The organism is Pseudomonas sp. KCJK9000, from assembly GCF_046230725.1.
GTDB classification, from domain to species: domain Bacteria; phylum Pseudomonadota; class Gammaproteobacteria; order Pseudomonadales; family Pseudomonadaceae; genus Aquipseudomonas; species Aquipseudomonas promysalinigenes.
Genome location: NZ_JBJJLN010000017.1, coordinates 1 through 21,146, shown reverse-complemented (window position 1 = coordinate 21,146; position 21,146 = coordinate 1). Strand labels below are relative to the sequence as shown.

The 21,146-nt window shown below is 61.7% G+C and carries 21 protein-coding genes; 6 read left to right on the top strand and 15 right to left on the bottom strand.

The window, feature by feature from the left end; all coding sequences use genetic code 11:
* Positions 1-84: 84 nt before the first annotated feature.
* The 3 genes from ACK59H_RS10100 to ACK59H_RS10090 form a co-directional block, all read right to left on the bottom strand.
* Positions 85-1,191: an NADH:flavin oxidoreductase/NADH oxidase gene (locus ACK59H_RS10100; RefSeq protein ID WP_060478400.1), complete on the bottom strand. Its 1,107-nt coding sequence runs from the start codon at positions 1,189-1,191 to the stop codon at positions 85-87.
* A 225-nt stretch (positions 1,192-1,416) separates the two neighbouring features.
* Positions 1,417-3,126 carry a single-stranded-DNA-specific exonuclease RecJ gene (recJ, locus tag ACK59H_RS10095; protein WP_060478401.1) on the bottom strand — a complete coding sequence of 570 codons (1,710 nt, stop codon included), beginning with the start codon at positions 3,124-3,126 and terminating at the stop codon, positions 1,417-1,419.
* A gap of 30 nt (positions 3,127-3,156) precedes the next feature.
* Positions 3,157-3,699, bottom strand: a complete 543-nt coding sequence (locus tag ACK59H_RS10090) for a YaeQ family protein (RefSeq protein ID WP_060478402.1) — start codon at positions 3,697-3,699, stop codon at positions 3,157-3,159.
* Between the two features lie 133 nt (positions 3,700-3,832).
* Between ACK59H_RS10090 and ACK59H_RS10085 the strand changes: the two genes are divergently transcribed.
* Together ACK59H_RS10085 and ACK59H_RS10080 are read left to right on the top strand one after the other, a co-directional pair.
* Positions 3,833-5,032 carry a CaiB/BaiF CoA-transferase family protein gene (locus tag ACK59H_RS10085; protein ID WP_060478403.1) on the top strand — a complete coding sequence of 400 codons (1,200 nt, stop codon included), beginning with the start codon at positions 3,833-3,835 and terminating at the stop codon, positions 5,030-5,032.
* An 11-nt stretch (positions 5,033-5,043) separates the two neighbouring features.
* A complete protein-coding gene (locus tag ACK59H_RS10080; protein WP_060478404.1) occupies positions 5,044-5,901 on the top strand; it encodes a TIGR02285 family protein in 858 nt (285 codons plus the stop codon).
* 137 nt (positions 5,902-6,038) lie between these two features.
* On the opposite strand, the gene ACK59H_RS10075 is transcribed toward ACK59H_RS10080, so the two are convergent.
* From ACK59H_RS10075 to xerD, 6 genes are all read right to left on the bottom strand, one after another.
* Positions 6,039-6,320: a DUF3509 domain-containing protein gene (locus tag ACK59H_RS10075; RefSeq protein WP_060478405.1), complete on the bottom strand. Its 282-nt coding sequence runs from the start codon at positions 6,318-6,320 to the stop codon at positions 6,039-6,041.
* Between the two features lie 77 nt (positions 6,321-6,397).
* Positions 6,398-6,787: a hypothetical protein gene (locus ACK59H_RS10070; protein WP_060478406.1), complete on the bottom strand. Its 390-nt coding sequence runs from the start codon at positions 6,785-6,787 to the stop codon at positions 6,398-6,400.
* 125 nt (positions 6,788-6,912) lie between these two features.
* Positions 6,913-8,322: a threonine synthase gene (thrC, locus tag ACK59H_RS10065; RefSeq protein WP_060478407.1), complete on the bottom strand. Its 1,410-nt coding sequence runs from the start codon at positions 8,320-8,322 to the stop codon at positions 6,913-6,915.
* Positions 8,323-8,370: 48 nt separating this feature from the next.
* On the bottom strand, positions 8,371-9,675 hold the full coding sequence (locus ACK59H_RS10060) for a homoserine dehydrogenase (protein WP_186477754.1): 1,305 nt from the start codon (positions 9,673-9,675) through the stop codon (positions 8,371-8,373).
* An 82-nt stretch (positions 9,676-9,757) separates the two neighbouring features.
* Positions 9,758-10,513 carry a thioredoxin fold domain-containing protein gene (locus tag ACK59H_RS10055; RefSeq protein ID WP_060479322.1) on the bottom strand — a complete coding sequence of 252 codons (756 nt, stop codon included), beginning with the start codon at positions 10,511-10,513 and terminating at the stop codon, positions 9,758-9,760.
* Between the two features lie 153 nt (positions 10,514-10,666).
* Complete coding sequence (gene xerD, locus ACK59H_RS10050; protein ID WP_060479323.1) at positions 10,667-11,563, bottom strand: site-specific tyrosine recombinase XerD; 897 nt, start codon at positions 11,561-11,563, stop codon at positions 10,667-10,669.
* A gap of 68 nt (positions 11,564-11,631) precedes the next feature.
* Here xerD and ACK59H_RS10045 point away from each other — a divergent pair, with 68 nt between their 5' ends.
* Positions 11,632-13,452, top strand: a complete 1,821-nt coding sequence (locus tag ACK59H_RS10045; RefSeq protein WP_060479324.1) for a sodium:proton antiporter — start codon at positions 11,632-11,634, stop codon at positions 13,450-13,452.
* Positions 13,453-13,455: 3 nt separating this feature from the next.
* Here the strand turns inward: ACK59H_RS10045 and ACK59H_RS10040 are convergent, their stop codons facing one another.
* The 6 genes from ACK59H_RS10040 to ffh all read right to left on the bottom strand — a co-directional run bounded on the left by ACK59H_RS10040 (position 13,456) and on the right by ffh (position 17,538).
* Positions 13,456-13,863, bottom strand: coding sequence for an acyl-CoA thioesterase (locus tag ACK59H_RS10040; protein WP_060479325.1), 408 nt, complete (start codon positions 13,861-13,863; stop codon positions 13,456-13,458).
* Positions 13,864-13,958: 95 nt separating this feature from the next.
* Positions 13,959-14,309 (bottom strand): 50S ribosomal protein L19, encoded by a 351-nt coding sequence (gene rplS / locus ACK59H_RS10035; protein WP_023629812.1) that lies wholly within the window; start codon positions 14,307-14,309, stop codon positions 13,959-13,961.
* Between the two features lie 42 nt (positions 14,310-14,351).
* Positions 14,352-15,104 carry a tRNA (guanosine(37)-N1)-methyltransferase TrmD gene (gene trmD / locus ACK59H_RS10030; protein WP_008094486.1) on the bottom strand — a complete coding sequence of 251 codons (753 nt, stop codon included), beginning with the start codon at positions 15,102-15,104 and terminating at the stop codon, positions 14,352-14,354.
* A 3-nt stretch (positions 15,105-15,107) separates the two neighbouring features.
* Entirely contained in the window at positions 15,108-15,644 is a 537-nt protein-coding gene (rimM, locus tag ACK59H_RS10025; protein WP_060479326.1) for a ribosome maturation factor RimM, read from the bottom strand.
* Between the two features lie 5 nt (positions 15,645-15,649).
* A complete protein-coding gene (gene rpsP / locus ACK59H_RS10020) occupies positions 15,650-15,901 on the bottom strand; it encodes a 30S ribosomal protein S16 (protein ID WP_003259424.1) in 252 nt (83 codons plus the stop codon).
* A gap of 260 nt (positions 15,902-16,161) precedes the next feature.
* Positions 16,162-17,538 carry a signal recognition particle protein gene (gene ffh, locus ACK59H_RS10015; protein ID WP_060479327.1) on the bottom strand — a complete coding sequence of 459 codons (1,377 nt, stop codon included), beginning with the start codon at positions 17,536-17,538 and terminating at the stop codon, positions 16,162-16,164.
* Positions 17,539-17,733: 195 nt separating this feature from the next.
* Between ffh and ACK59H_RS10010 the strand changes: the two genes are divergently transcribed.
* The 3 genes from ACK59H_RS10010 to ACK59H_RS10000 all read left to right on the top strand — a co-directional run.
* Positions 17,734-18,543, top strand: a complete 810-nt coding sequence (locus ACK59H_RS10010) for a cytochrome c biogenesis protein CcsA (protein ID WP_060479328.1) — start codon at positions 17,734-17,736, stop codon at positions 18,541-18,543.
* Between the two features lie 9 nt (positions 18,544-18,552).
* On the top strand, positions 18,553-19,758 hold the full coding sequence (locus ACK59H_RS10005; RefSeq protein WP_060479329.1) for a transporter associated domain-containing protein: 1,206 nt from the start codon (positions 18,553-18,555) through the stop codon (positions 19,756-19,758).
* 280 nt (positions 19,759-20,038) lie between these two features.
* On the top strand, positions 20,039-21,146 hold a 1,108-nt coding region (locus tag ACK59H_RS10000; RefSeq protein WP_409264424.1), incomplete at its 3' end, for an MFS transporter.

The window sequence follows — 21,146 nt, the reverse complement described above, 5'->3', positions numbered from 1 at the left end:
GCCAACGAGCTTCGAGCACCGCGTGGGCGGCGCTCGATTTGCGCCACACCGCCCCACTACAGCCTTGAACCCTCAGTAAAAAACCTAATCGCGCAGATCCGACTCATGAATCGGATTGGCCCGGCTGGTCGCCCGTTGGTACTGCGCAGGCCAGGTGGCCTTGTTACCGCCCAGGTCGTCATCGGCGTGCAGCGGCCAGTAAGGGTCACGCAGCAGCTCCCGCGCGAGGAAGATCAAATCTGCCTGCCCGGTGCGCAGAATGTGCTCGGCCTGCGCCGGCTCGGTGATCATGCCGACGGTGCCCGTGGCAATCTCGGCCTCCTTGCGCACACGCTCGGCGAAGCGGGTCTGATAACCAGGGCCTGTAGGGATTTCGGCATTGACCGAGGTGCCACCTGAGGACACGTCGATCAGGTCGACACCCAGCAGCCGCAGACGGCGCGCCAGTTCTACGGTTTCGTCCGGGTTCCAGCCATCCTCGACCCAATCGGTTGCCGAGACACGCACGAACAGCGGCAGCTCTGCAGGCCAGACCTTGCGCACGGCTTCGACCACTTGCAGGGTCAGGCGAATGCGGTTTTCGAAGCAACTGCCGTATTCGTCGCGCCTCTGGTTGCTCAGCGGTGAGAGAAACTGGTGCAGCAAATAACCGTGGGCGGCATGGATTTCGACCACCTTGAAACCAGCTTTTAGTGCCCGCTCGGTCGAGGCAACGAATGCTTCAACCACCTCTTGAATCTCGTCTTTGCTCAGCTCGCGCGGCGGTGTGTGCTGTGGGTCGAACGCGATCTTTGACGGCCCCACCGGCTGCCAGCCACCGTCCTCGATCTTCACGCTACCGTGTTTGCCCAGCCAAGGCTTGAAGGTACTGGCCTTGCGCCCAGCATGGGCCAACTGGATGCCCGGCACGGCGCCTTGGGCGGTGATGAAACGGGTAATGCGCTGCAACGGCGCGATCTGATCGTCGTTCCACAGGCCAAGGTCTTCGGCAGTGATGCGACCATCGGCAGTCACTGCGACGGCTTCGCTGATGACCAGGCCCGCACCACCCACAGCGCGGCTGCCCAGGTGTACGAGATGCCAGTCATTGGCAAGGCCATCGACCGAAGAATACTGGCACATCGGCGAGACCGCGATGCGGTTGGGCAGCTTCAGCTGACGCAGGGTGTAAGGCTCGAGCAGCAGGCTCATGAGGGCACCTCCCAAGGACTCCAATGGTGATCCGGCCCGGACGCTCAGAAGCACATCCTTGGCCCGGTGCCGGTCATTAACCAGACTAGACCAGATTGGTGGGGGTAAAGGTTCCGTGCAATCGCTGGGTTACGCCCAAAGGTGCGCGCGGCGTTCCAGGTTGAGGGTCACCCGAGCATCGCCCACGTTCAGCCGCCCTTGACCTCGAACCTTACACCCAAGCCCTCAGCGCGCCTCCATGTGGGCGATCATCAACTGTACACTTTCGTTACCGCGGAACTCGTTGACATCCAGCTTGTACGCCAACTCCACCCAACGCACCGTCGGGTTCGGCCAAACCTCCCGGTCGATGCCGAAGGCAATGCCGTCCAGCCGAACGGAGCCGCACTCGCTTTTGAGCACCACTTTCAAGTGCCGCTCACCGACCACACGCTGCTCCACCAGTTGGAACACGCCATGAAACAGCGGCTCGGGGAAATGCTGCCCCCAAGGCCCGGCGTTGCGCAAGGCTTTGGCCAGGTCGAGGTGAAACTCCTCCACCGCCAGGCTGCCGTCGGAAAGCAGACGCCCGGTCAGATCGTCCTCACGCAATTGCCTGCGCACTTCTTCGTCGAACGCCGCGGCAAATGCCGGGAAGTGGCTTTCAGGCAGGGACAGGCCTGCCGCCATGGCGTGGCCGCCAAACTTGCTGATCAGCTGCGGATGGCGCGCCGCGACTGCATCCAGCGCATCGCGAATGTGCAAGCCTGGCACAGAACGTGCCGACCCCTTGAGCATGCCGTCGCCGGCGTCGGCAAAGGCGATGGTCGGCCGATGGTAACGTTCCTTCAACCGCGACGCGAGAATCCCGATCACGCCTTGGTGCCAATCGGCATCGAATAGGCACAAGCCATACGGCATGGACTCGACGGGCAGGTCCTTGAGCTGGGCCAGCGCCTCGCGCTGCATGCCCTGCTCGATCGACTTGCGGTCCTGGTTCAGCTCATCCAGCTGTTGCGCCATGGCCTGGGCCAGAGCCGGGTCATCGCACAGCAGGCATTCGATACCCAGGCTCATGTCGTCCAGACGCCCGGCTGCATTGAGCCGTGGGCCGAGGATGAAACCAAGGTCAGTGGAGGTAATGCGCCGGTGGTCGCGCCGCGCCACCTCAAGAATGGCCTTCAGCCCCGGGCGCGCCCGGCCAGCACGGATACGTTCCAGGCCCTGGTGCACGAGGATGCGGTTGTTGGCATCCAGCGGCACTACGTCGGCAACGCTACCGAGGGCAACCAGGTCAAGCAGCTCACCGATATTCGGTTGCGCCTGGGTCTCGTAGCGGCCAAGGCTGCGCAGGCGTGCGCGCAGCGCCATCAGCACATAGAAGATCACCCCTACTCCGGCCAGTGACTTGCTGGGGAAGCTGCAGCCAGGCTGGTTTGGGTTGACGATGGCATCGGCGTCGGGCAACTGTTGGCCCGGCAGGTGGTGATCGGTGACCAACACCTTCAAGCCGGCGGCCTTGGCAGCGGCAACGCCTTCAACGCTGGAGATACCATTGTCCACGGTTACCAGCAAATCTGGCCGACGTTCGAGAGCGACCTGGACGATTTCAGGTGTCAGTCCATAGCCATATTCGAAGCGATTGGGCACCAGGTAATCGACATGGGCTGCGCCCAGCAAGCGCAGGCCGAGCACCCCTACGGTGCTGGCGGTGGCGCCATCTGCGTCGAAGTCGCCCACGATGAGGATGCGCTGGCCCAGGTCGATGGCAGCGACCAACAAGTCGACAGCGGCCTCGATGCCTTTGAGTTTCTGGTAGGGCAGCAGCCGCGCCAGGCTCTTGTCCAGCTCGGCCTCGTTCTGTACGCCGCGGGCTGCATACAGGCGGGTCAGCAACGGTGGCAGATTACCCAGGAACGGCAGGGTCGTTGGTAATGGGCGGGGTTCGATACGCATGGGGTCTTCGGCAGTCAAATGTCAGTCGGTTCAACCACGCTCGCCGAGCAGCCATTGCAGCTGCACTTCATGCTGGCCACGGTCGTCGGTGACGAACACCGTGCCTTCGCTGATCATCACATCCCACTTGATGGTACGCGGCATGTCGGTCGCCAGCACTTCCAGCACTTCTTGCGGCACAGCGGCAATGCTCAGGTTCTTCAGGCCCTTGACCGCCCCCACCACCTTGCCTTCCCACACCCGCAGGCTGCCATAGGCCAGCAGGCTGGTGCGCTCGGTACGGCGCGAGCACCAGGTCAGGCGATCGGCATCTGGCTGGCCCACTTCGATCCAGTGCAGAATGCGGTCGTCCAGGCTTTTTTCCCACAGCGCCGCTTCATCGACATCGGAAAGACCACGGCCGAACGACAGGTTCTCGTTGTACCACAAGGCGTAGGCCAGCAGGCGCACGGCCATGCGTTCCTCGGTTTCCGAAGGGTGACGAGCGATGGTCTGGCGGACGGTTTCGTAAACGCCGCGATCAAGATCGGTCAGGTTCAGTTCGAATTTGTAAGTGGTTGACGGCTGGGCCATGGTCGACGGGGCTTCGTGCTTGGAGAAAAGTCACCTAGTCTACCCGATCCTGCCTGCGCTTGCGCCGCAGCAGTATCGGGCGCCACAGAGCTGTGCTAAAACCACCGCTCTGAACACTTGCCACGGATGCCCAATGTCGACGCCCAGCAAACCCCTCGCCGGCCTTAAAGTCATCGAACTCGGCACCTTGATCGCCGGGCCGTTCGCCTCGCGGATCTGCGCCGAATTCGGCGCCGATGTGATCAAGGTCGAGTCGCCCGACGGCGGCGATCCGCTGCGCAAATGGCGCAAGCTGTACGAGGGCACCTCCCTGTGGTGGTTCGTGCAGGCGCGCAACAAGCAGTCGTTGACCCTTAACCTCAAGCATCCCGAAGGCCAGCAAGTGCTCAAGCGGCTACTGAGTGAGGCCGACATCCTGATCGAGAACTTTCGCCCTGGCGTGCTGGAAAAACTTGGCCTGGGCTGGGATGTGCTGCATGCACTCAATCCTCGCCTGGTCATGGTGCGCTTGTCGGGTTTTGGCCAGACGGGGCCAATGAAGGATCAGCCAGGCTTCGGTGCAGTCGGTGAATCGATGGGCGGGCTGCGCTACATCACCGGCTTCGACGACCGCCCGCCGGTGCGCACGGGCATCTCCATTGGCGACTCGATCGCGGCATTGTGGGGCGTGATCGGCGCGCTTATGGCGCTGCGTCATCGCGAAGTCAACGGCGGCCTGGGCCAGGTGGTGGACGTAGCCCTCTACGAAGCTATCTTCGCCATGATGGAAAGCATGGTGCCGGAGTTCGACGTGTTCGGTTTCATCCGCGAACGCACCGGCAATATCATGCCGGGCATCACGCCCTCCTCCATCCACACCAGCGCCGACGGCAAACATGTGCAAATAGGTGCCAACGGTGATGCCATCTTCAAGCGCTTCATGCAGGCCATTGGCCGCGCGGACCTGGCCGATGACCCGAGCCTGGCCAGCAATGATGGCCGCGACGCACGGCGCGACGAGCTGTACGGGGTGATCGACCGCTGGGCCAACAGCGTGCCGCTTGAGCGAATGCTGACGGTACTCAACGACGCCGAGGTCCCGGCCAGCCGCATCTATTCGGCCGAAGACATGTTCAACGACCCCCAGTACCTGGCCCGCGAAATGTTCCTGCAGGCACGGCTGCCTGACGGCAAGCCGTTCAAGATGCCGGGCATCGTTCCAAAGCTTTCCGATACCCCAGGGTCTGCCGATTGGGTTGGGCCGACGCTTGGGGAACACACCGATAGCGTGTTGGCGGCGCTGGGCTACGACCCGGCGGCGATTGCCAGCCTGCGCCAGGCGGGCACTGTCTGAGTTTGCTGCCCATGCGCTCTTTGGCGCTGTGCTGCGCATTGCTGCTCGCACAGGTAGTTGCGCCTGCCCAGGCCAAGGATCGCCTGCTGTGGCTGGTGCGCGACCTGCCGCCGTTCACCGTGTTCGAGGGCACGGAGAAAGGCCAGGGGGTGATTGATCAAATGCTGCCGCTGCTGATCGAGCAGATGCCCGAGTACGACCATAGCATTGTCCGGGTAAACCGCGCGCGCGGCTTGCAGATGCTTCAGGACCCGCGCACATTCACCTGCGATCCCATGCTGCTGTGGACCGCCGAACGAGCGAAATTCGTGCAGTTCTCGCAACCGACACTGGGCGTGCTCAGCAGTGGCGTGGTGACGCTCAATACCTCGCAGGCGTTGCTGAAGAACTGGCTGCAAGACCAGCAGCTCGATCTCAAAGGCCTGCTAGGCAACACGACGTTGAAGCTGGGCATCGTCGCCGAACGCAGTTACAGCAGCCAGGTCGATGAGATCTTGCGCCAACTGCCCGATTCGGCCTTAAGCCGCCACTACGGCAATGATGCCACGGCAAATCTGTTGCAGATGCAGCAGTTAGGGCGCCTGCAAATGGTGCTGGGCTATTGGCCAGAGTTACGCTACCTGATTCAGCAACAGGGAGGCTCGCCGGCCGACTACCAGTTCCACTCCATCCAAGGTACCGATCGCTACCAGTTCATGTACGTGGGCTGTTCGGATACGCCGCTTGGGCATGCTGCAATCAGCCACATCGACCAACTCTTACCCGCGTTACGGCTGCATACGCTGCCGGCCCAATACGCGCGCTGGCTTGACCCGCAATCGCGGGCAGCTTACTTGATCGACAGCAAAAGATTCTTCGAAAAACGCTGAACGGCAGACAAAAGAAACCCCGGACGCTGGGGAGGACGCCCGGGGCCAATCGAAAGTCCTGACGGACTCACCGCGCCCACCGGCCAGTACCGGAGCTGAGCACCGGCCGACTGCGCTTGGTATTTAGGAAAGGTAACTCAAGCAAAGGTTCCCTGAGGCTGCTGACGCTGCTGCACGGCAGCGATCACGCAGGGCTGCAGGCGCCCTTCGACAATCTGCAGGTCTCGATGCAACCCATCCACCAGGTCGATCAGCAGGGTTTGCTCTTGTAACTGACGGGCACTGACGGTGCGCTTTAAAGCGGTGCCACCCAGGGCGTCAAACAGGGTCAATTGGCGGTTGCCATTGGCATCTGGGGCGCCCAGCATGGCCTGATATGGAGTAAGGGCGTCGTTGAGCAGTCTGCAGATTCGTTCCATCCGGATCACTCGCTTATTAGTGGACATGAATGAACTGACCAGCAAGCGCAGCGGAAAGTTCGCTGCCCGTGGCGGTATCAGTGAGCGTGCCCTGCGCGAGTGACAGTTTGAATACGTTGCAACGCTTGTTGCCAGCGCCCGGCCGGCAGTGGCCAAGGGAGATCGGCAACCACCCACAGGCCTAGGCGCCTGGCTTCATCGGCAAGGTTGGGGCAACCCGCGTCGGGGTGCCCGACGAACAACACGGCGCGGCTGCTGCTGGCCCGCTCGAGCAAGGCCAGGCCATCGCCCGCGGCATGCTCGACGATCAGCAAATCGGCGTTTGGCTTGCGGGCCAGGCAGGTGTCCAGATCGGCCAGGTCTTGTGTGACGCGCACGTTGAACAAACCATGGGCGTTGCAGGCCTGGTGAAGAAGAATTTGATGGGAAGGGTGTGCAGGGTGAATCAGCACGTAGGGCTGGCGCATGAACAGCTCCTTGGGGCAAGGAGCGGTCACTCTAGGCAAATCTTCCAAGCGCTTATGTAGGACGATTCTCAAAAAAACCAAAGACTCGTCTTGGCGGCCGCATCGCGGCCGCCAGACTCAAGCCCTTACAACGGCTTGCCGCGGTTGCCATGCTGGCTGACGAACGCCTGAACGGCCTTCAGATCATTGGGCAGCACCGTGCAACGTTCTTCCCGGCTGAACAGGTCGCTCAGGTGCGCCGGCAGCTCCAGGGCCTTGCCGACACCGGCTTTCTCCACCGCTTCGGGGAACTTGACCGGGTGCGCAGTACCCAGCACCACCATTGGTGTGTCCAGGCTGCGGCGGCACTCGCGGGCGGCCTTGACGCCAATGGCGGTATGCGGGTCGAGCACTTCACCAGTGGCAGCGAATACCTCTGCGATGGTTTCGCAGGTCTGCTCGTCACTGACGGCCAGCGAATCGAATAGCTTGCGCGCCTCGGTCCAACGGTCTTGCTCGACGCTGAAGCCGCCACCTTGCTTGAAGCTCGCCATCAACTCGGCCAGCGCTGCACCATTGCGCCCGTGCAGGTCGAACAGCAGGCGCTCGAAGTTGGACGACACCATGATGTCCATCGACGGCGACAGGGTCGCATGCAGGGTTTCCTTGACGTACTGGTTGCCGCTCATGAAGCGGTGCAGGATGTCGTTGCGGTTGGTGGCCACGATCAATTGGCTGACCGGCAGGCCCATATTGCGCGCCAGGTAACCGGCAAAAATGTCACCGAAGTTGCCGGTTGGCACCGAGAACGCCACCGAACGGGCTGGGCCGCCCAACTGCAACGCGGCGTGGAAGTAATAGACGATCTGGGCCATGATTCGCGCCCAGTTGATCGAGTTGACCGCGACCAGGCGTGTGCCTTTGAGGAACGACTGGTCGGCGAAGCTGGCCTTGACCATTTCCTGGCAGTCATCGAAGTTGCCTTCGATGGCGATGTTGTGCACGTTGTCGCCGAACAGCGTGGTCATCTGGCGACGTTGCACTTGCGACACACGCTGATGCGGATGCAGGATGAAAATGTCGACATTCTCGCAGCTGCGGCAGCCTTCGATGGCGGCGGAGCCGGTGTCACCGCTGGTGGCGCCGATGATCACCACGCGCTCGTTGCGCTTGGCCAGTACATGGTCGAGCAGGCGGCCGAGCAGTTGCAGGGCAAAGTCCTTGAATGCCAGGGTTGGGCCGTGGAACAGCTCCAACACCCACTCGTTGCTGTTGAGCTGGCGCAGCGGGGCGACCGCAGCGTGGGCGAACTTGCCGTAGGTTTCTTCGAGGATCTTCTTGAAGTCGGCATCGGCGATGCTGCCTTCGACGAACGGGCGCATCACCCGGAAGGCCAGCTCGTGATAGGGCAGCCCAGCCCAAGAAGCGATTTCTTCCTGAGTAAAGCGTGGCAGGTTTTCAGGAACATACAGGCCACCGTCGCTGGCCAGGCCAGCCAGCAGCACGTCTTCGAAATTCAGGGCCGGTGCCTGGCCGCGGGTACTGATATAGCGCATGGGTGCAAACCTTCGATGCTAGGGCCGCCAAGCGGCCCGAGTGGCAAATTAATTCAGCTGTTCGACGCGGATACGCACGACCTTGCCGACTACGTCCTGCAGGCCTTCCAGAGCGACGATGGCGTCGTTGATGCCCTGCTCGACCACACGGTGGGTCAGCAGGATCATCGGTACCAGGCCGTCCTGTTCCTCGGCTTCCTTCTGCATGATCGACTCGATGTTGATGCCACGCTCGGACAAGATGCTAGCGACCTGGGCCAGCACGCCTGGGTGGTCCTTGGCCTGAATGCGCAGGTAGTAGGCACTTTCGCAGGCTTCGATCGGCAGGATCGGGTGGGCCGACAGCGAGTCTGGCTGGAAGGCCAGGTGCGGTACGCGATTTTCCGGATCGCAGGTCATGGCACGAACCACATCGACCAAGTCGCCGACCACCGACGAAGCGGTTGGCTCCATGCCGGCGCCAGCGCCGTAGTACAAGGTGGAACCTGCCGCGTCCCCGTTGACCATCACCGCGTTCATCACGCCGTTGACGTTGGCGATCAAGCGATCGGCTGGGATCAGCGTCGGGTGCACGCGCAATTCGATGCCCTCGGCGGTGCGGCGGGCCACACCCAGGTGTTTGATGCGATAGCCCAGCGCTTCGGCATAGTTCACATCGGCAGTGGTCAGCTGGGTGATGCCCTCGGTGTAGGCCTTGTCGAACTGCAGCGGGATGCCAAAGGCGATGGACGCCAGGATGGTCAGCTTGTGCGCGGCGTCGATGCCTTCCACGTCGAAGGTCGGGTCGGCTTCGGCATACCCCAGGGCCTGGGCTTCGGCCAGTACATCGGGGAAGGCACGGCCTTTTTCGCGCATTTCGGTGAGGATGAAGTTACCGGTGCCGTTGATGATGCCGGCCAGCCAGTTGATGCGGTTGGCCGACAGCCCTTCGCGGATTGCCTTGATCACCGGGATGCCGCCAGCAACGGCCGCTTCGAAGGCGACAATGACGCCCTTCTCGCGGGCCTTGGCGAAGATTTCGTTACCGTGCACGGCGATCAACGCCTTGTTGGCGGTGACCACGTGCTTGCCGTTTTCGATGGCCTTGAGCACTAAATCGCGGGCAATGGTGTAGCCGCCGATCAGCTCAATGACAATGTCGATTTCCGGGTTGTTCGCCACTTCGAACACGTCAGCGGTAATGGGGGTACCGGTAATCTGGCAGTTCGGGTTCTGCGAGCGCATGGCAATCTGTGCCACTTCAATACCGCGCCCGGCACGGCGGGCGATCTCCTCGGCGTTGCGCTGAAGTACATTGAAGGTTCCGCCACCGACGGTCCCCAACCCACAGATGCCTACTTTGACCGGTTTCACTGTGAACTCCCCATTGAACGGCCGGTGCCTTCACCGACCGTGAAACATGCCGTCACCCCATGACGACGGCGTACTGTATGAATTACTTGGCGGCCTGCTCGCCTGCCAAGGCCAGCTTGGCCACTTGCGGTGCCGGTTGGTAACCCGGAATGACGTGCCCGTTCTCGAGCACGATGGCGGGCGTACCGTTGACACCGATCTGCTGGCCAAGCTGGAACTGCTTGCTGACCGGGTTGGCGCACTTGGCGGCCTTGATTTCTTTGCCTTCGACCATCTTGTCCATCGCTGCGCGGCGGTCGCTGGAACACCAGACCGCCTGCAACTGCTGATCGCCTGGCGAGCCCAGGCCCTGACGCGGGAACGCAACGTAGCGCACTTCGATACCGCGGCGGTTGAGCTCGGGTACTTCGGCATGCAGCTTGTGGCAGTACGGGCAGGTAGTGTCGGTGAACACGGTGATGTGCGACTTGGTTTCGCCTTTGGCAGGATAAACCACGGTTTCGGCGGCAGGAATGCCATTGATGAGCTTGGCAACACCCTGGCGCTCGGCCTTCTCGGTGAGGTTCACCGGCTTGCCGTCCTGCAATTGGTACAGATAGCCCTGCATCACATACTGGCCATCAGCGCTGGCATACAGCACACGACCACCTTGCAGCTTGACTTCATAGAGACCGTTGAGCGGGCTGCTGCCGACGCTCTCCACGGGCACTTCGAGTTCAAGGTTCTGCAACGACTTGCGAATGGCCTGCTCGGGGCTGGTGTTGCTATCGGCCGCGGCAACGGCAACGGTGCTGGCCAGCGCCAACATGGCGACGGCGAAAAACTGGGTCACGCGCATGGAAAACTCCTGGAGGCGGACAAGGGCCGGAAACGTCAGCTGCGGCAAAAACCCGGTGACCGTGCAGCCCTTGATGCAAACCGCCCAAGACTATCACATCACGCTACTGATAAAGCGGCCTGCTAGGACCAGTCGGCGGAACATGAACAACATTCATCCACGTGGATGGTGTTGGGCATGCAGTTGTTGCAGCCGAGCCTTTGCCACATGGGTGTAGATCTGCGTGGTCGACAAGTCGCTGTGGCCCAGTAGCATCTGCACCACGCGCAGGTCGGCGCCATGGTTGAGCAGGTGAGTGGCGAAAGCATGGCGCAGGGTATGCGGCGACAGCGGCTTATCGATACCGGCTACCCGAGCGTGATGCTTGATGCGATGCCAGAAGGTCTGCCGGGTCATCTGCTCACCGCGCTGGCTGGGAAACAGCACATCGCTGGGGCGGCCGTTGAGCAGCTCGGCGCGGCCATCGCGCATGTAGCGCTCGATCCACAGCACTGCCTCCTCGCCCATCGGCACCAAGCGTTCCTTGCTGCCCTTGCCCATTACCCGCAGCACCCCCTGGCGGAGATTGACCTGGTCAAGGGTCAAACCCACCAGTTCGGTCACCCGCAAGCCGCAGGCATACAGCACTTCGAGCATGGCCCGGTCGCGCTGGCCAATCGCCTCACCCAGCTCCGGTGCTTGCAGCAGAGCTTCGACGTCGGCTTCTGACAAGGATTTAGGCAAAGGGCGGCCAAGCTGCGGCATGTCCACCTGTAGAGTGGGGTCGACAGCAACCAGCCTTTCCCGCAGCAAATAGCGAAAAAACCCACGCAGGCCGGACAGAAAACGCGCTGTGGAGCGAGGCTTGTAGCCTTGGTCAAGACGCCAGGCCAAATGATCGAGAATCAGATCACGGCCCGCATCCGGCAACGCCACCGTGCGCTCCTGTAGCCAACCGTTGAACAAGGCCAGATCGCTGCGGTAGGAGGCCCGGGTGTTGTCTGACAGGCCCTTTTCAAGCCACAGGGCGTCGAGGAACTGGTCGATCAGGGGATGGTCAAGAGCTGGCATGAATTCACAGTGGCAAACAACATAATGGCGCTTAGTCTTTCATAACATCGTCGGCATAGGGAGCCCGCATGAACGAACAGCAGATACTTCTGAGTGTGGGTGGCATCGGCGCGGCGGCGCTGGCCTGCCAGTGGCTAGCCTGGCGGCTGAAACTGCCTGCCATTTTGTTCCTGCTGTTGTGCGGTATCGTTGCCGGCCCGGTGCTGGGCTGGCTGTCACCCGAAGCACTGTTCGGCCCGTTGTTGATGCCACTGGTTTCACTGGCCGTGGCATTGATCCTGTTCGAAGGCAGCCTGACTCTGCATCTTTCGCAGTGGCGGGATATCGGCAGTGTGGTGCATCGGCTGGTCACCCTTGGCGCCTTGGCCACATGGCTGGTGATCGCCGTCGCCACCCACTGGCTGCTTGCATTCGAGTGGCCGCTGGCGATTCTGTTCGGCGCCCTGACCCTGGTCACCGGCCCTACCGTGATCGTGCCCATGCTGCGCGTGGTCCGGCCCAACGCCACGATCGCCAATATCCTGCGCTGGGAGGGCATCGTCATCGACCCGATCGGTGCCTTGCTGGCGGTGGTGGTGTACAGCTTCATTATCGCCAGTGGCAGCGGTGAGGGCTTGAGCCAGAGCCTGATTACCTTCGCCGGGGTCATCCTGTGCGGCAGTGCGCTGGGGGCAGCCGGTGGCTGGCTGCTGGGCCAGGTGATGCGCGAGCAGTGGCTTCCAGAGTACCTGCACAATCTGGCCTCCCTGGCTGCGGTGCTGGGCATCTTCATTGCTGCCAATCAGATCGCCCACGAGTCCGGGCTGCTGGCGGTCACGGTGATGGGCATGTGGCTGGCCAATATGCGTGGAGTGGATGTGCAGCAGATCCTGCACTTCAAAGAAAACCTCAGCGTCCTGCTGATTTCCGGGTTGTTCATCCTGCTGGCTGCCCGCCTTGACCTGCAGGCCTTGTTCTCACTGGGCCCTGCGGTCATCGTCCTGCTGCTGGCCATTCAGTTGCTGGCCAGGCCGTTGAATGTGCTGGTTTCCACAGCCGGTTCCGCGTTGAAGTGGCGTGAACGCGCGCTGCTGGCCTGGATTGCGCCGCGAGGGATAGTTGCCGCGGCGGTGTCGGCGGTGTTCGCCATCCGCCTGGATGAAGCCGGTCACCACTCGGCCTTGCTGCTGGTGCCACTGACCTTTGCCGTGATCATTGGCACGGTGGTGCTGCAAAGCGCTACCGCCCGGCCGCTGGCGCGCCTGCTCAGGGTTGCCGAGCCTGCCCCCAGTGGCTTTCTGCTGGTGGGTGCCAACCCGCCGGCACGCACTCTGGCCAAGGCTTTGCAACAGCTGGGTTGCCGCGTGCTGCTGACCGATTCAAGCTGGGAAAACATCCGGGCGGCACGTATGGATGGCCTGACGACCTACTTCGGCAACCCGGCATCCCAGCACGCCGACGCACACCTGGACCTGGTGGGCCTGGGCCATTTGCTGGGGCTCTCCCCAGCAGGTGAACTCAATGCCCTGGCGTGCGCACGGTTTCGTCACGATTTTGGCCACAAACGGCTGTTCGTGCTGGCCAGCGGCCTGGAAAACCAACGCAGCGACAAACACCGCGCCAGCGAACAACACAGGGGCCAACTGCTCGGTTCAAGCCCGATGACCTACCTGCAACTGGCCAACCGCCTACATTTGGGGGGCGAACTGTTCAGCACTACGCTCACTGAAGCTTTCTGCTGGGAACAGTACCAAGCACTGCATGGCGAGCGGGCGACCTTGCTGTTCGCCCGCGACGCCAACGGCTGGGTACATGTCGCGTGTCCAGACACCCCGCTCACCCCGCAAGCGGGCTGGACGCTGGTTTCGCTGATCGACCCACAGCGGCAAGACGGCCAGCCCGAGCAGTGAGGCTCAACTGCCGGGTAACACCGGCACAGGGCGCTTGTCTTCGTCGATTGCGACAAAGCTGAACACCCCGTGAATCGCCCGCTCGCGGCCGTCCAGGTACATGTTTTCGACGAACACATCGACTTGCACCTGCAGGCTGGTATTGCCGACTTTGATCACTGTGCCCACCAGCTCGACGATCGACCCTGCCGGGATCGGGTGCTTGAAGTCGATGCGGTCGGTCGACACGGTCACCAGCGGCAGCCGGCAAAAGCGCGTAGCGGCGATGAAGGACACTTCGTCCATCCACGCCAGCGCGGTGCCGCCGAACAGGGTGTTGTGGTGGTTGGTGGTGTTGGGGAACACCGCTTTGGTTACTCGGGTCACCGAAAGCTCGGTGCGGCGCTGGATTTCCTGATCTCGACTGGTCATGGGCGTCACTCTTCACAGGTTTCAGAATGCAAAAAAGCAGCCCGAAGGCTGCTTTTTTCTCGCAAGGCGGCCTCAGGCCACCAGGCAAACTGTACTCAGGACAGTTTTTCCTTGATGCGAGCGGCTTTGCCGGACAGGTCGCGCAGGTAGTACAGCTTGGCTTTACGCACGTCACCACGACGTTTCACGGCCAGGCTGTCGATCTGCGGGCTGTAGGTCTGGAAGGTACGCTCAACGCCTACGCCGCTCGAGATCTTGCGCACGGTGAAGGCGCTGTTCAGACCACGGTTACGCTTGGCGATGACAACGCCTTCGAATGCCTGCAGACGGGAACGATCACCTTCCTTCACTTTAACCTGAACGACGATGGTGTCGCCTGGTGCGAAGGTCGGGATTTCCTTGCTCATCTGCTCTGCTTCGAGCTGCTGGATGATCTTGTTGGTCATGCTGTGCTCCTAAGATGGATACGTGATCCACCATCGATACGTTTAACTATCGTCCCGCTCGCGGAGATATTCCTCGAGCAGCTTCTTCTCTTCTCCAGAAAGCGAGCGACTTTCCAGAAGATCGGCGCGTCGTTCGAAGGTCCTACCAAGGGACTGCTTCATCCGCCAACGCCGGATATGTGCATGGTTGCCACTTAGCAACACGTCGGGAACACGCTGATCCGCATACACCTCAGGCCGGGTGTAGTGCGGGCAATCGAGCAGACCGTCAGTGAAGGAGTCTTCCTCCGCCGAGTCCACATGCCCTAAAGCTCCGGGCAGCAGCCGTGTAACCGCATCGATCAGTACCATGGCCGGTAGCTCGCCACCGGAAAGCACATAGTCGCCAATCGACCACTCTTCATCGACATGAGCCTCGATAAAACGCTCGTCGATGCCTTCATAACGACCGGCGATCAGGATCAAAGATTCCTGTTCGGCCAGGCCTTTGACCGCCTGCTGAGTCAGCTTGCGGCCTTGCGGCGAGAGATAGATCACCTTCGCCGATGCTCCAGTCGCTTGCCTAGCGCTAACCAGTGCGTCTTCCAGAGGCTTGATTTTCATCACCATGCCCGGACCACCGCCAAACGGCCGATCATCCACGGTATGGTGGCGATCTGTGGTGTAGTCCCGCGGGTTCCAGCAGGTCACCTGAAGCAACCCCTGTTTCACCGCGCGGCTGGTAATGCCGTACTCAGTGATGGCCGAGAACATCTCGGGGAACAACGTGATGACGTCTACGCGAAGGTTACCCATCGTTTAGAAGTCCGCGTCCCACTCAACCCGCATCACACCTGCTTCCAGGTCGACATCGAGCACGCATTGCGCCGTATAGGGCAATAGACGCTCGCGATCATCCAGGCTGCCTGCGCAGGGCTTGACCACCATTACATCGTTCGCACCGGTCTCCAACAGGTGATCGACCTTGCCGAACAGATGTTCGTCCTGGTTGATGACCTTGAGGCCCACCAACTGGTACCAGTAGTACTCGTCAGCAGCCAGGTTGGGCAAAAGGCTCCGCGAAATGCAGATTTCGTAACCGCTCAGAAGACGGGCTTCATCACGATCATCGAGGCCTTTGAGCTTAACGACCAGGCCCTTTTGGGAGCCACGACCGTTGACCAGCTCGACCTGCTTTACCTTGCCTTCGTGCCGAAGCGTCCAGCGCGGATAATCCAACAGGTTTTCAATCGGATCGGTAAAGGAATACACCTTCACCTCGCCGCGAACGCCGTGAACCGAAAAAATCTTGCCAACGACGATCAGGTCGTCAGCCTTTTCTGGCGTCGCGTTCATACTGCTCAGGCAGCAGCCTTGGCAGCGTCCTTCAGCAGCTGAGCAACGCGCTCAGACGGCTGTGCACCCTGGCTCAGCCAGTAGTTGACGCGCTCTTGGTTGACCGACAGCTTGACTTCGGCGCCAGCAGCGATCGGGTTGAAGAAACCTACGCGCTCAACGAAACGGCCGTCACGGGCGTTACGCGAGTTGGTCACGGTCAGGTGGTAGAATGGGCGCTTTTTCGAGCCGCCACGGGCCAGACGAATGGTTACCATGTGAACATCGTTCCTATAGTCGGTGCTGCAGTTCATACAGCAGCTGGTACTGCAAATCTGAATGCCAAATAGGCACACGGGTGCCCAAAAGGCCGCATATTCTCAGGGAATATACGGACATTTGCAAATGCCTTTTTCGGCAGAGGCATGCCCTACCGTCCAGATTTGCCGGTTAAGCCACGCATCGCGCGGCCGTCCCCCCGCCGCAGCGGGGGTTTCGGGCGCCCACCTGGATGCAGGCAGGCGCCCAAAAACAAGTGTTACAGCTTGGGCATGCCGCCACCTGGCAGCATCCCGCCAAGGCCGCGCATCATCTTGGCCATACCGCCCTTGGCGGAGAATTTTTTCATCATTTTCTGCATCTGTTTGTGCTGCTTGATCAGCCGGCCGATATCCTGCACCTGGGTGCCGGAACCGAGGGCGATACGGCGCTTGCGCGAACCGCTGATCAGGTCAGGGTCGCGACGTTCGGCAGGGGTCATCGAGTTGATGATCGCTTCCATCTGCTTGAACTGCTTCTCGGCCGCGCCCTGGGCGTTGCCCATCTGCGACAGGTTGACCCCACCGATGCTCGGCAGCTTGTCCATCAGGCCGCCCAAGCCACCCATGTTTTTCATCTGCTGCAGCTGGTCGCGGAAGTCTTCGAGATCGAAGCCCTTGCCCTTCTTGAGCTTCTTGGCCAGTTTGTCGGCCTTGGCCTTGTCGATGGTCTGCTCGGCCTGCTCGATCAGGCTGAGCACATCGCCCATGCCGAGGATGCGCGAAGCCACACGGTCGGGGTGGAACGGTTCGAGCGCTTCGCTCTTCTCGCCCATACCGATGAACTTGATCGGCTTGCCGGTAATGGCACGCACCGACAGCGCAGCACCGCCACGGGCGTCACCGTCGACCTTGGTCAGCACCACACCGGTCAGCGGCAGGGCTTCGCCGAACGCCTTGGCGGTATTGGCGGCGTCCTGGCCGGTCATGGCGTCGACCACGAACAGGGTTTCGACTGGCTTGACCGCGGCGTGCAACGCCTTGATCTCGTCCATCATGTCGGCATCGATATGCAGGCGGCCAGCGGTGTCGACGATGACCACGTCGATGAACTTGAGCTTGGCTTCGCGAATCGCAGCTTCGGCGATGGCCACCGGCTTCTGGCTGATGTCGGACGGGAAGAAGGTCACGCCGATGTCGTTGGCCAGGGTTTCCAACTGTTTGATCGCCGCCGGGCGGTAGACGTCGGCGGACACCACCATCACGCTCTTCTTCTTGCGCTCCTTGAGAAAGCGCGCCAGCTTGCCGGCGGTGGTGGTCTTGCCTGCACCCTGCAGGCCGGCCATCAGCACTACGGCCGGCGGTGCGGCGTTGAGCGCGAGGTCTTCGTTGGCCGCGCCCATCAGGCTTTCAAGCTCAGCCTGGACAATCTTCACGAAGGCCTGGCCCGGGGTCAGGCTGCGCGACACTTCGGTGCCGACTGCACGTTCCTTGACGCTGTTGACGAAATCCTTGACCACCGGCAGGGCAACGTCGGCCTCGAGCAGGGCCATGCGCACTTCGCGCAGCGTGTCCTTGATGTTGTCTTCGGTCAGCTTGGCCTTGCCGGTGACATGGCGCAGCGTCTGTGACAGGCGGTCGGTCAGGTTTTCGAACATGGTGATCCTTTCAGGCCCAATAAAAGCCGAGGTTTGTCAGGCGCCTGCGGGGCAAATGCACACCCGCCAGGCACAGCAAGGCGGCGATTATAACCAAGTGAGCCGACGGCGCACACCTCGCTACCGATCGGTCTGGATGGCCGGTGTCGTTCTATGCCAAACTCCGTCTCTTTCAGGGCTCTGCAACCAGGACTTATGGTCTCCTCACCCAGCCTCATTCCCAATCTGATCGCCGCCGGCCTCTATATAGCCGCGGCGATCTATCAGGGCTCCCATCTGGCCCAGGGTCGCAAGGCCGACAAACGCCTGCTGGGCCTGCTTGGCGCCCTTGCCGTGCTCGCCCAGGGCGGTGCGCTGTTCTTCCAGCTGATTACCCCACTGGGGCTTAGCCTGGACTTCTTCAGCGCCGCCGGCCTGATTGCGGCCGCAGTCATTGCCTTGACGCTGTTGGCATGCCTGCGCATCCCGGTGGAAAACCTGCTGGTGCTCTTGTTCCCGCTTGGCGCCATCACCGCCTTGCTGGCGCAGTTCGCCCCAGCCGGCACGGTGCCACTAATCGACGAAGAGCCCGGCATCCTCGCGCACATTCTGCTGTCAATTCTGGCCTACGGCCTATTCACCATCGCGGTGTTCCAGTCGCTACTGTTGCTGCTGCAAGACCACCAACTGAAGAACAAGCACCCCTCGGGGCTAATTCGTAACTTCCCGCCGCTGCAGACAATGGAAAGCCTGCTATTCGGTTTTCTCTGGGCAGGCTGGTGCCTGCTCTCGCTATCGCTGATTTCCGGCTGGCTGTTCCTTGAAAACCTGTTCGCCCAGCACTTGGTGCACAAAACCCTGTTGGCCTGCGTGGCCTGGGTGGTGTTCAGCGTGCTGCTCTGGGGCCGCACCCGCCTGGGCTGGCGCGGCCACAAGGCGATCCGCTGGACCCTGGCAGGGTTTTGCCTGCTGATGCTGGCCTATTTCGGCAGCAAGCTGGTCCGCGAATTCATCCTGCATATCTGACGGCCGCCCATGGACACCCTGCCGTACGCACCGCTACTCGGCATTCTGGCACTGGCACTGCTGTGGTCGGCATTGTTCACCGCCGTGGATGCCGCCCGCCTGCTGATCAACGCCTCACCGCGCCATGGCGATGAGGGCCAACCACCGCTGCCGGTGCCAGCCCTGGTGCTGTGCGCAAGCTTGGGCAAGCTGCTGGTGCTGGGCATGGCTTGCCTGATCGGCGAGCGGCAGAGCGGCGAGCACGGCTTTTGGCTGGCTGGCCTGGCCGCCGTGGCAGCGTTGCTGGTGTTCGCCGAGTTTCTGCCACGGCGCCTGGCCCGCCGCAACCCTCAAGCCTTCATCAGCTTAGGCCTGAGCCTGAGGCCGTTTCCTCTGGCTCTGCTGCAACCGCTGGCTTGCCTGTTCGACGGCATCGCCAAGCTCATACTGCGGCCGTTTCGGGCCCAGCCTACGGCAGTGGCCCTGCACCCGCAGGAAGAGGACGAGTTCGACGAGGACGCCCCCCATGAGGCGCCGCGTCATGGCCTGCTGGACGGCCTGCAGTCACTGGACAAGGTCACCGTCAACGACATTCTGGTCCCACGCAACGAGGTGGACGGCATCAACCTCGATGAGCCCATTGGGCACATCATCGAGCAACTGATCGTTAGCCGACATACCCGCCTGCCGGTCTACCACAGCGACATCAACCAGGTAGAAGCGATCCTCAACACCAAGCTCATCAGCCACCTGCTACCCAAGGCCGAGCTGACCCAGGAGCAACTGTTGGGCGCGTGCTACGAGCCCTACTTCGTCCCGGAAAGCACCCCGCTGCAGATGCAGCTGCTGAACTTCCACAAGCAACAGCGCCGCCTGGGCGTAGTGGTAGACGAGTATGGAGAGGTGCTGGGTATCGTCACCCTGGAAGACATCCTCGAAGAAATCGTCGGCGAGTTCGAAGACGAGCAGACCCTGGACAACCCCCATGTGCATGCCCAGCCTGATGGTACTTTCGTTATCGAAGGTGCTGCCTCGCTGCGGGAAATCAACCGCACCCTGGGCTGGCACCTGCCGTGCGATGGCGGGCCGAAGACCCTCAATGGGCTGGTCACCGAAGCCTTGGAAAGCATCCCGGAAAGTGCGGTTTGCCTGAAAATCGGCCGCTATCGCCTGGAAATTCTCGAAACCGAGGACAATTGCGCCAGCAAGGTACTGGTATGGACCGTGACCCGGTAGCTATACTCGGGTCACGCTTACCCAGCCCCGCCGCAACGCCTGCTACCCGCACTCGGCGCCACTCGGCCAGTCCGCTGCACTGACGCCCTCCGCGGTCCTGCTTCAATACCCCGAAACAGTACCCGCTCCCATCCTTATCCCCTCTGGGCTATCGTCAGCCAGCGAACACAAAAACAATGCGCTCCGGTGCCCGCCATGCCGTGCCTTGCCTGCCTAGGTTTCTTGCACGTGCTGCAGGCAAATGCCCCTGGAGCCAATCAGACTGTTAGGGACCTACTTAATGACAACCAGCAGCACTTACTCCCAGGCGCCTGCCACGCCGGTCAACTCACCTGCGCGAGTCGCCACCGCCAGCTTCATCGGCACCGCGATCGAGTTCTACGATTTCTACGTCTACGCCACCGCCGCCGCACTGGTGATCGGCCCGGTGTTTTTCCCGTCCGAATCGGGCACCGCGCAGATGCTTGCAGCATTTATCACCTTCGGCATCGCATTCCTCGCCCGCCCACTGGGCTCAGCGCTGTTCGGCCATTTCGGTGACCGCATCGGGCGCAAATCGACGCTGGTGGCGTCACTGCTACTGATGGGCGTGTCGACCACGCTGATAGGCGTGTTGCCGGGCTATGACAGCATCGGGGTTTGGGCACCGATCCTGCTCTGCCTGCTGCGCTTCGGCCAGGGCTTGGGCCTGGGCGGTGAATGGGGCGGTGCAGCGCTGCTGGCCACCGAGAACGCACCGCAGGGCAAGCGCGCCTGGTTTGGCATGTTCCCGCAACTGGGGCCGTCGATCGGCTTTCTTGCGGCCAACGGCCTGTTTCTGACCCTGGCCATGCTGCTCAGTGACGAACAGTTCCGTGAATGGGGCTGGCGCATTCCGTTCCTGCTCAGCGCAGCGCTGGTGCTGGTGGGCCTGTACGTCCGCCTGAAACTGGAGGAAAGCCCAGTGTTCGCCAAGGCTGTTGCTCGCCATGAGCGGGTGAAGCTTCCGGTAGTAGACCTGTTCGCCAAATACTGGCTGCCGACTTTGCTAGGCGCAGCTGCGATGGTGGTGTGCTACGCGCTGTTCTATATCTCCACGGTATTTTCGCTGAGCTACGGCGTGACGACCCTGGGCTACAGCCGCGAAACCTTCCTGGGCCTGCTGTGCTTTGCCGTGGTGTTCATGGCCCTGGCGACCCCCCTGTCAGCCTGGCTGAGCGACCGCTTTGGGCGTAAGCCGGTGCTGATCGTCGGTGCTTTGATGGCGGTGGCCTCAGGCTTTGCCATGGAGCCACTGCTGACCTCGGGCTCCACCGCTGGCGTGGCGCTGTTCCTGGCCATCGAGTTGTTCCTGATGGGGGTAACCTTCGCGCCGATGGGCGCGCTGCTGCCGGAACTGTTCCCAACCC

Bases quoted from the DNA above. Each gene is read 5' to 3' on its own strand.
- ACK59H_RS10100 (WP_060478400.1), bottom strand. From the start codon at position 1,191: ATGAGCCTGCTGCTCGAGCCTTACACCCTGCGTCAGCTGAAGCTGCCC.
- recJ (WP_060478401.1), bottom strand. From the start codon at position 3,126: ATGCGTATCGAACCCCGCCCATTACCAACGACCCTGCCGTTCCTGGGT.
- ACK59H_RS10090 (WP_060478402.1), bottom strand. From the start codon at position 3,699: ATGGCCCAGCCGTCAACCACTTACAAATTCGAACTGAACCTGACCGAT.
- ACK59H_RS10085 (WP_060478403.1), top strand. From the start codon at position 3,833: ATGTCGACGCCCAGCAAACCCCTCGCCGGCCTTAAAGTCATCGAACTC.
- ACK59H_RS10080 (WP_060478404.1), top strand. From the start codon at position 5,044: ATGCGCTCTTTGGCGCTGTGCTGCGCATTGCTGCTCGCACAGGTAGTT.
- ACK59H_RS10075 (WP_060478405.1), bottom strand. From the start codon at position 6,320: ATGGAACGAATCTGCAGACTGCTCAACGACGCCCTTACTCCATATCAG.
- ACK59H_RS10070 (WP_060478406.1), bottom strand. From the start codon at position 6,787: ATGCGCCAGCCCTACGTGCTGATTCACCCTGCACACCCTTCCCATCAA.
- thrC (WP_060478407.1), bottom strand. From the start codon at position 8,322: ATGCGCTATATCAGTACCCGCGGCCAGGCACCGGCCCTGAATTTCGAA.
- ACK59H_RS10055 (WP_060479322.1), bottom strand. From the start codon at position 10,513: ATGCGCGTGACCCAGTTTTTCGCCGTCGCCATGTTGGCGCTGGCCAGC.
- xerD (WP_060479323.1), bottom strand. From the start codon at position 11,563: ATGCCAGCTCTTGACCATCCCCTGATCGACCAGTTCCTCGACGCCCTG.
- ACK59H_RS10045 (WP_060479324.1), top strand. From the start codon at position 11,632: ATGAACGAACAGCAGATACTTCTGAGTGTGGGTGGCATCGGCGCGGCG.
- ACK59H_RS10040 (WP_060479325.1), bottom strand. From the start codon at position 13,863: ATGACCAGTCGAGATCAGGAAATCCAGCGCCGCACCGAGCTTTCGGTG.
- rplS (WP_023629812.1), bottom strand. From the start codon at position 14,309: ATGACCAACAAGATCATCCAGCAGCTCGAAGCAGAGCAGATGAGCAAG.
- trmD (WP_008094486.1), bottom strand. From the start codon at position 15,104: ATGGGTAACCTTCGCGTAGACGTCATCACGTTGTTCCCCGAGATGTTC.
- rimM (WP_060479326.1), bottom strand. From the start codon at position 15,644: ATGAACGCGACGCCAGAAAAGGCTGACGACCTGATCGTCGTTGGCAAG.
- rpsP (WP_003259424.1), bottom strand. From the start codon at position 15,901: ATGGTAACCATTCGTCTGGCCCGTGGCGGCTCGAAAAAGCGCCCATTC.
- ffh (WP_060479327.1), bottom strand. From the start codon at position 17,538: ATGTTCGAAAACCTGACCGACCGCCTGTCACAGACGCTGCGCCATGTC.
- ACK59H_RS10010 (WP_060479328.1), top strand. From the start codon at position 17,734: ATGGTCTCCTCACCCAGCCTCATTCCCAATCTGATCGCCGCCGGCCTC.
- ACK59H_RS10005 (WP_060479329.1), top strand. From the start codon at position 18,553: ATGGACACCCTGCCGTACGCACCGCTACTCGGCATTCTGGCACTGGCA.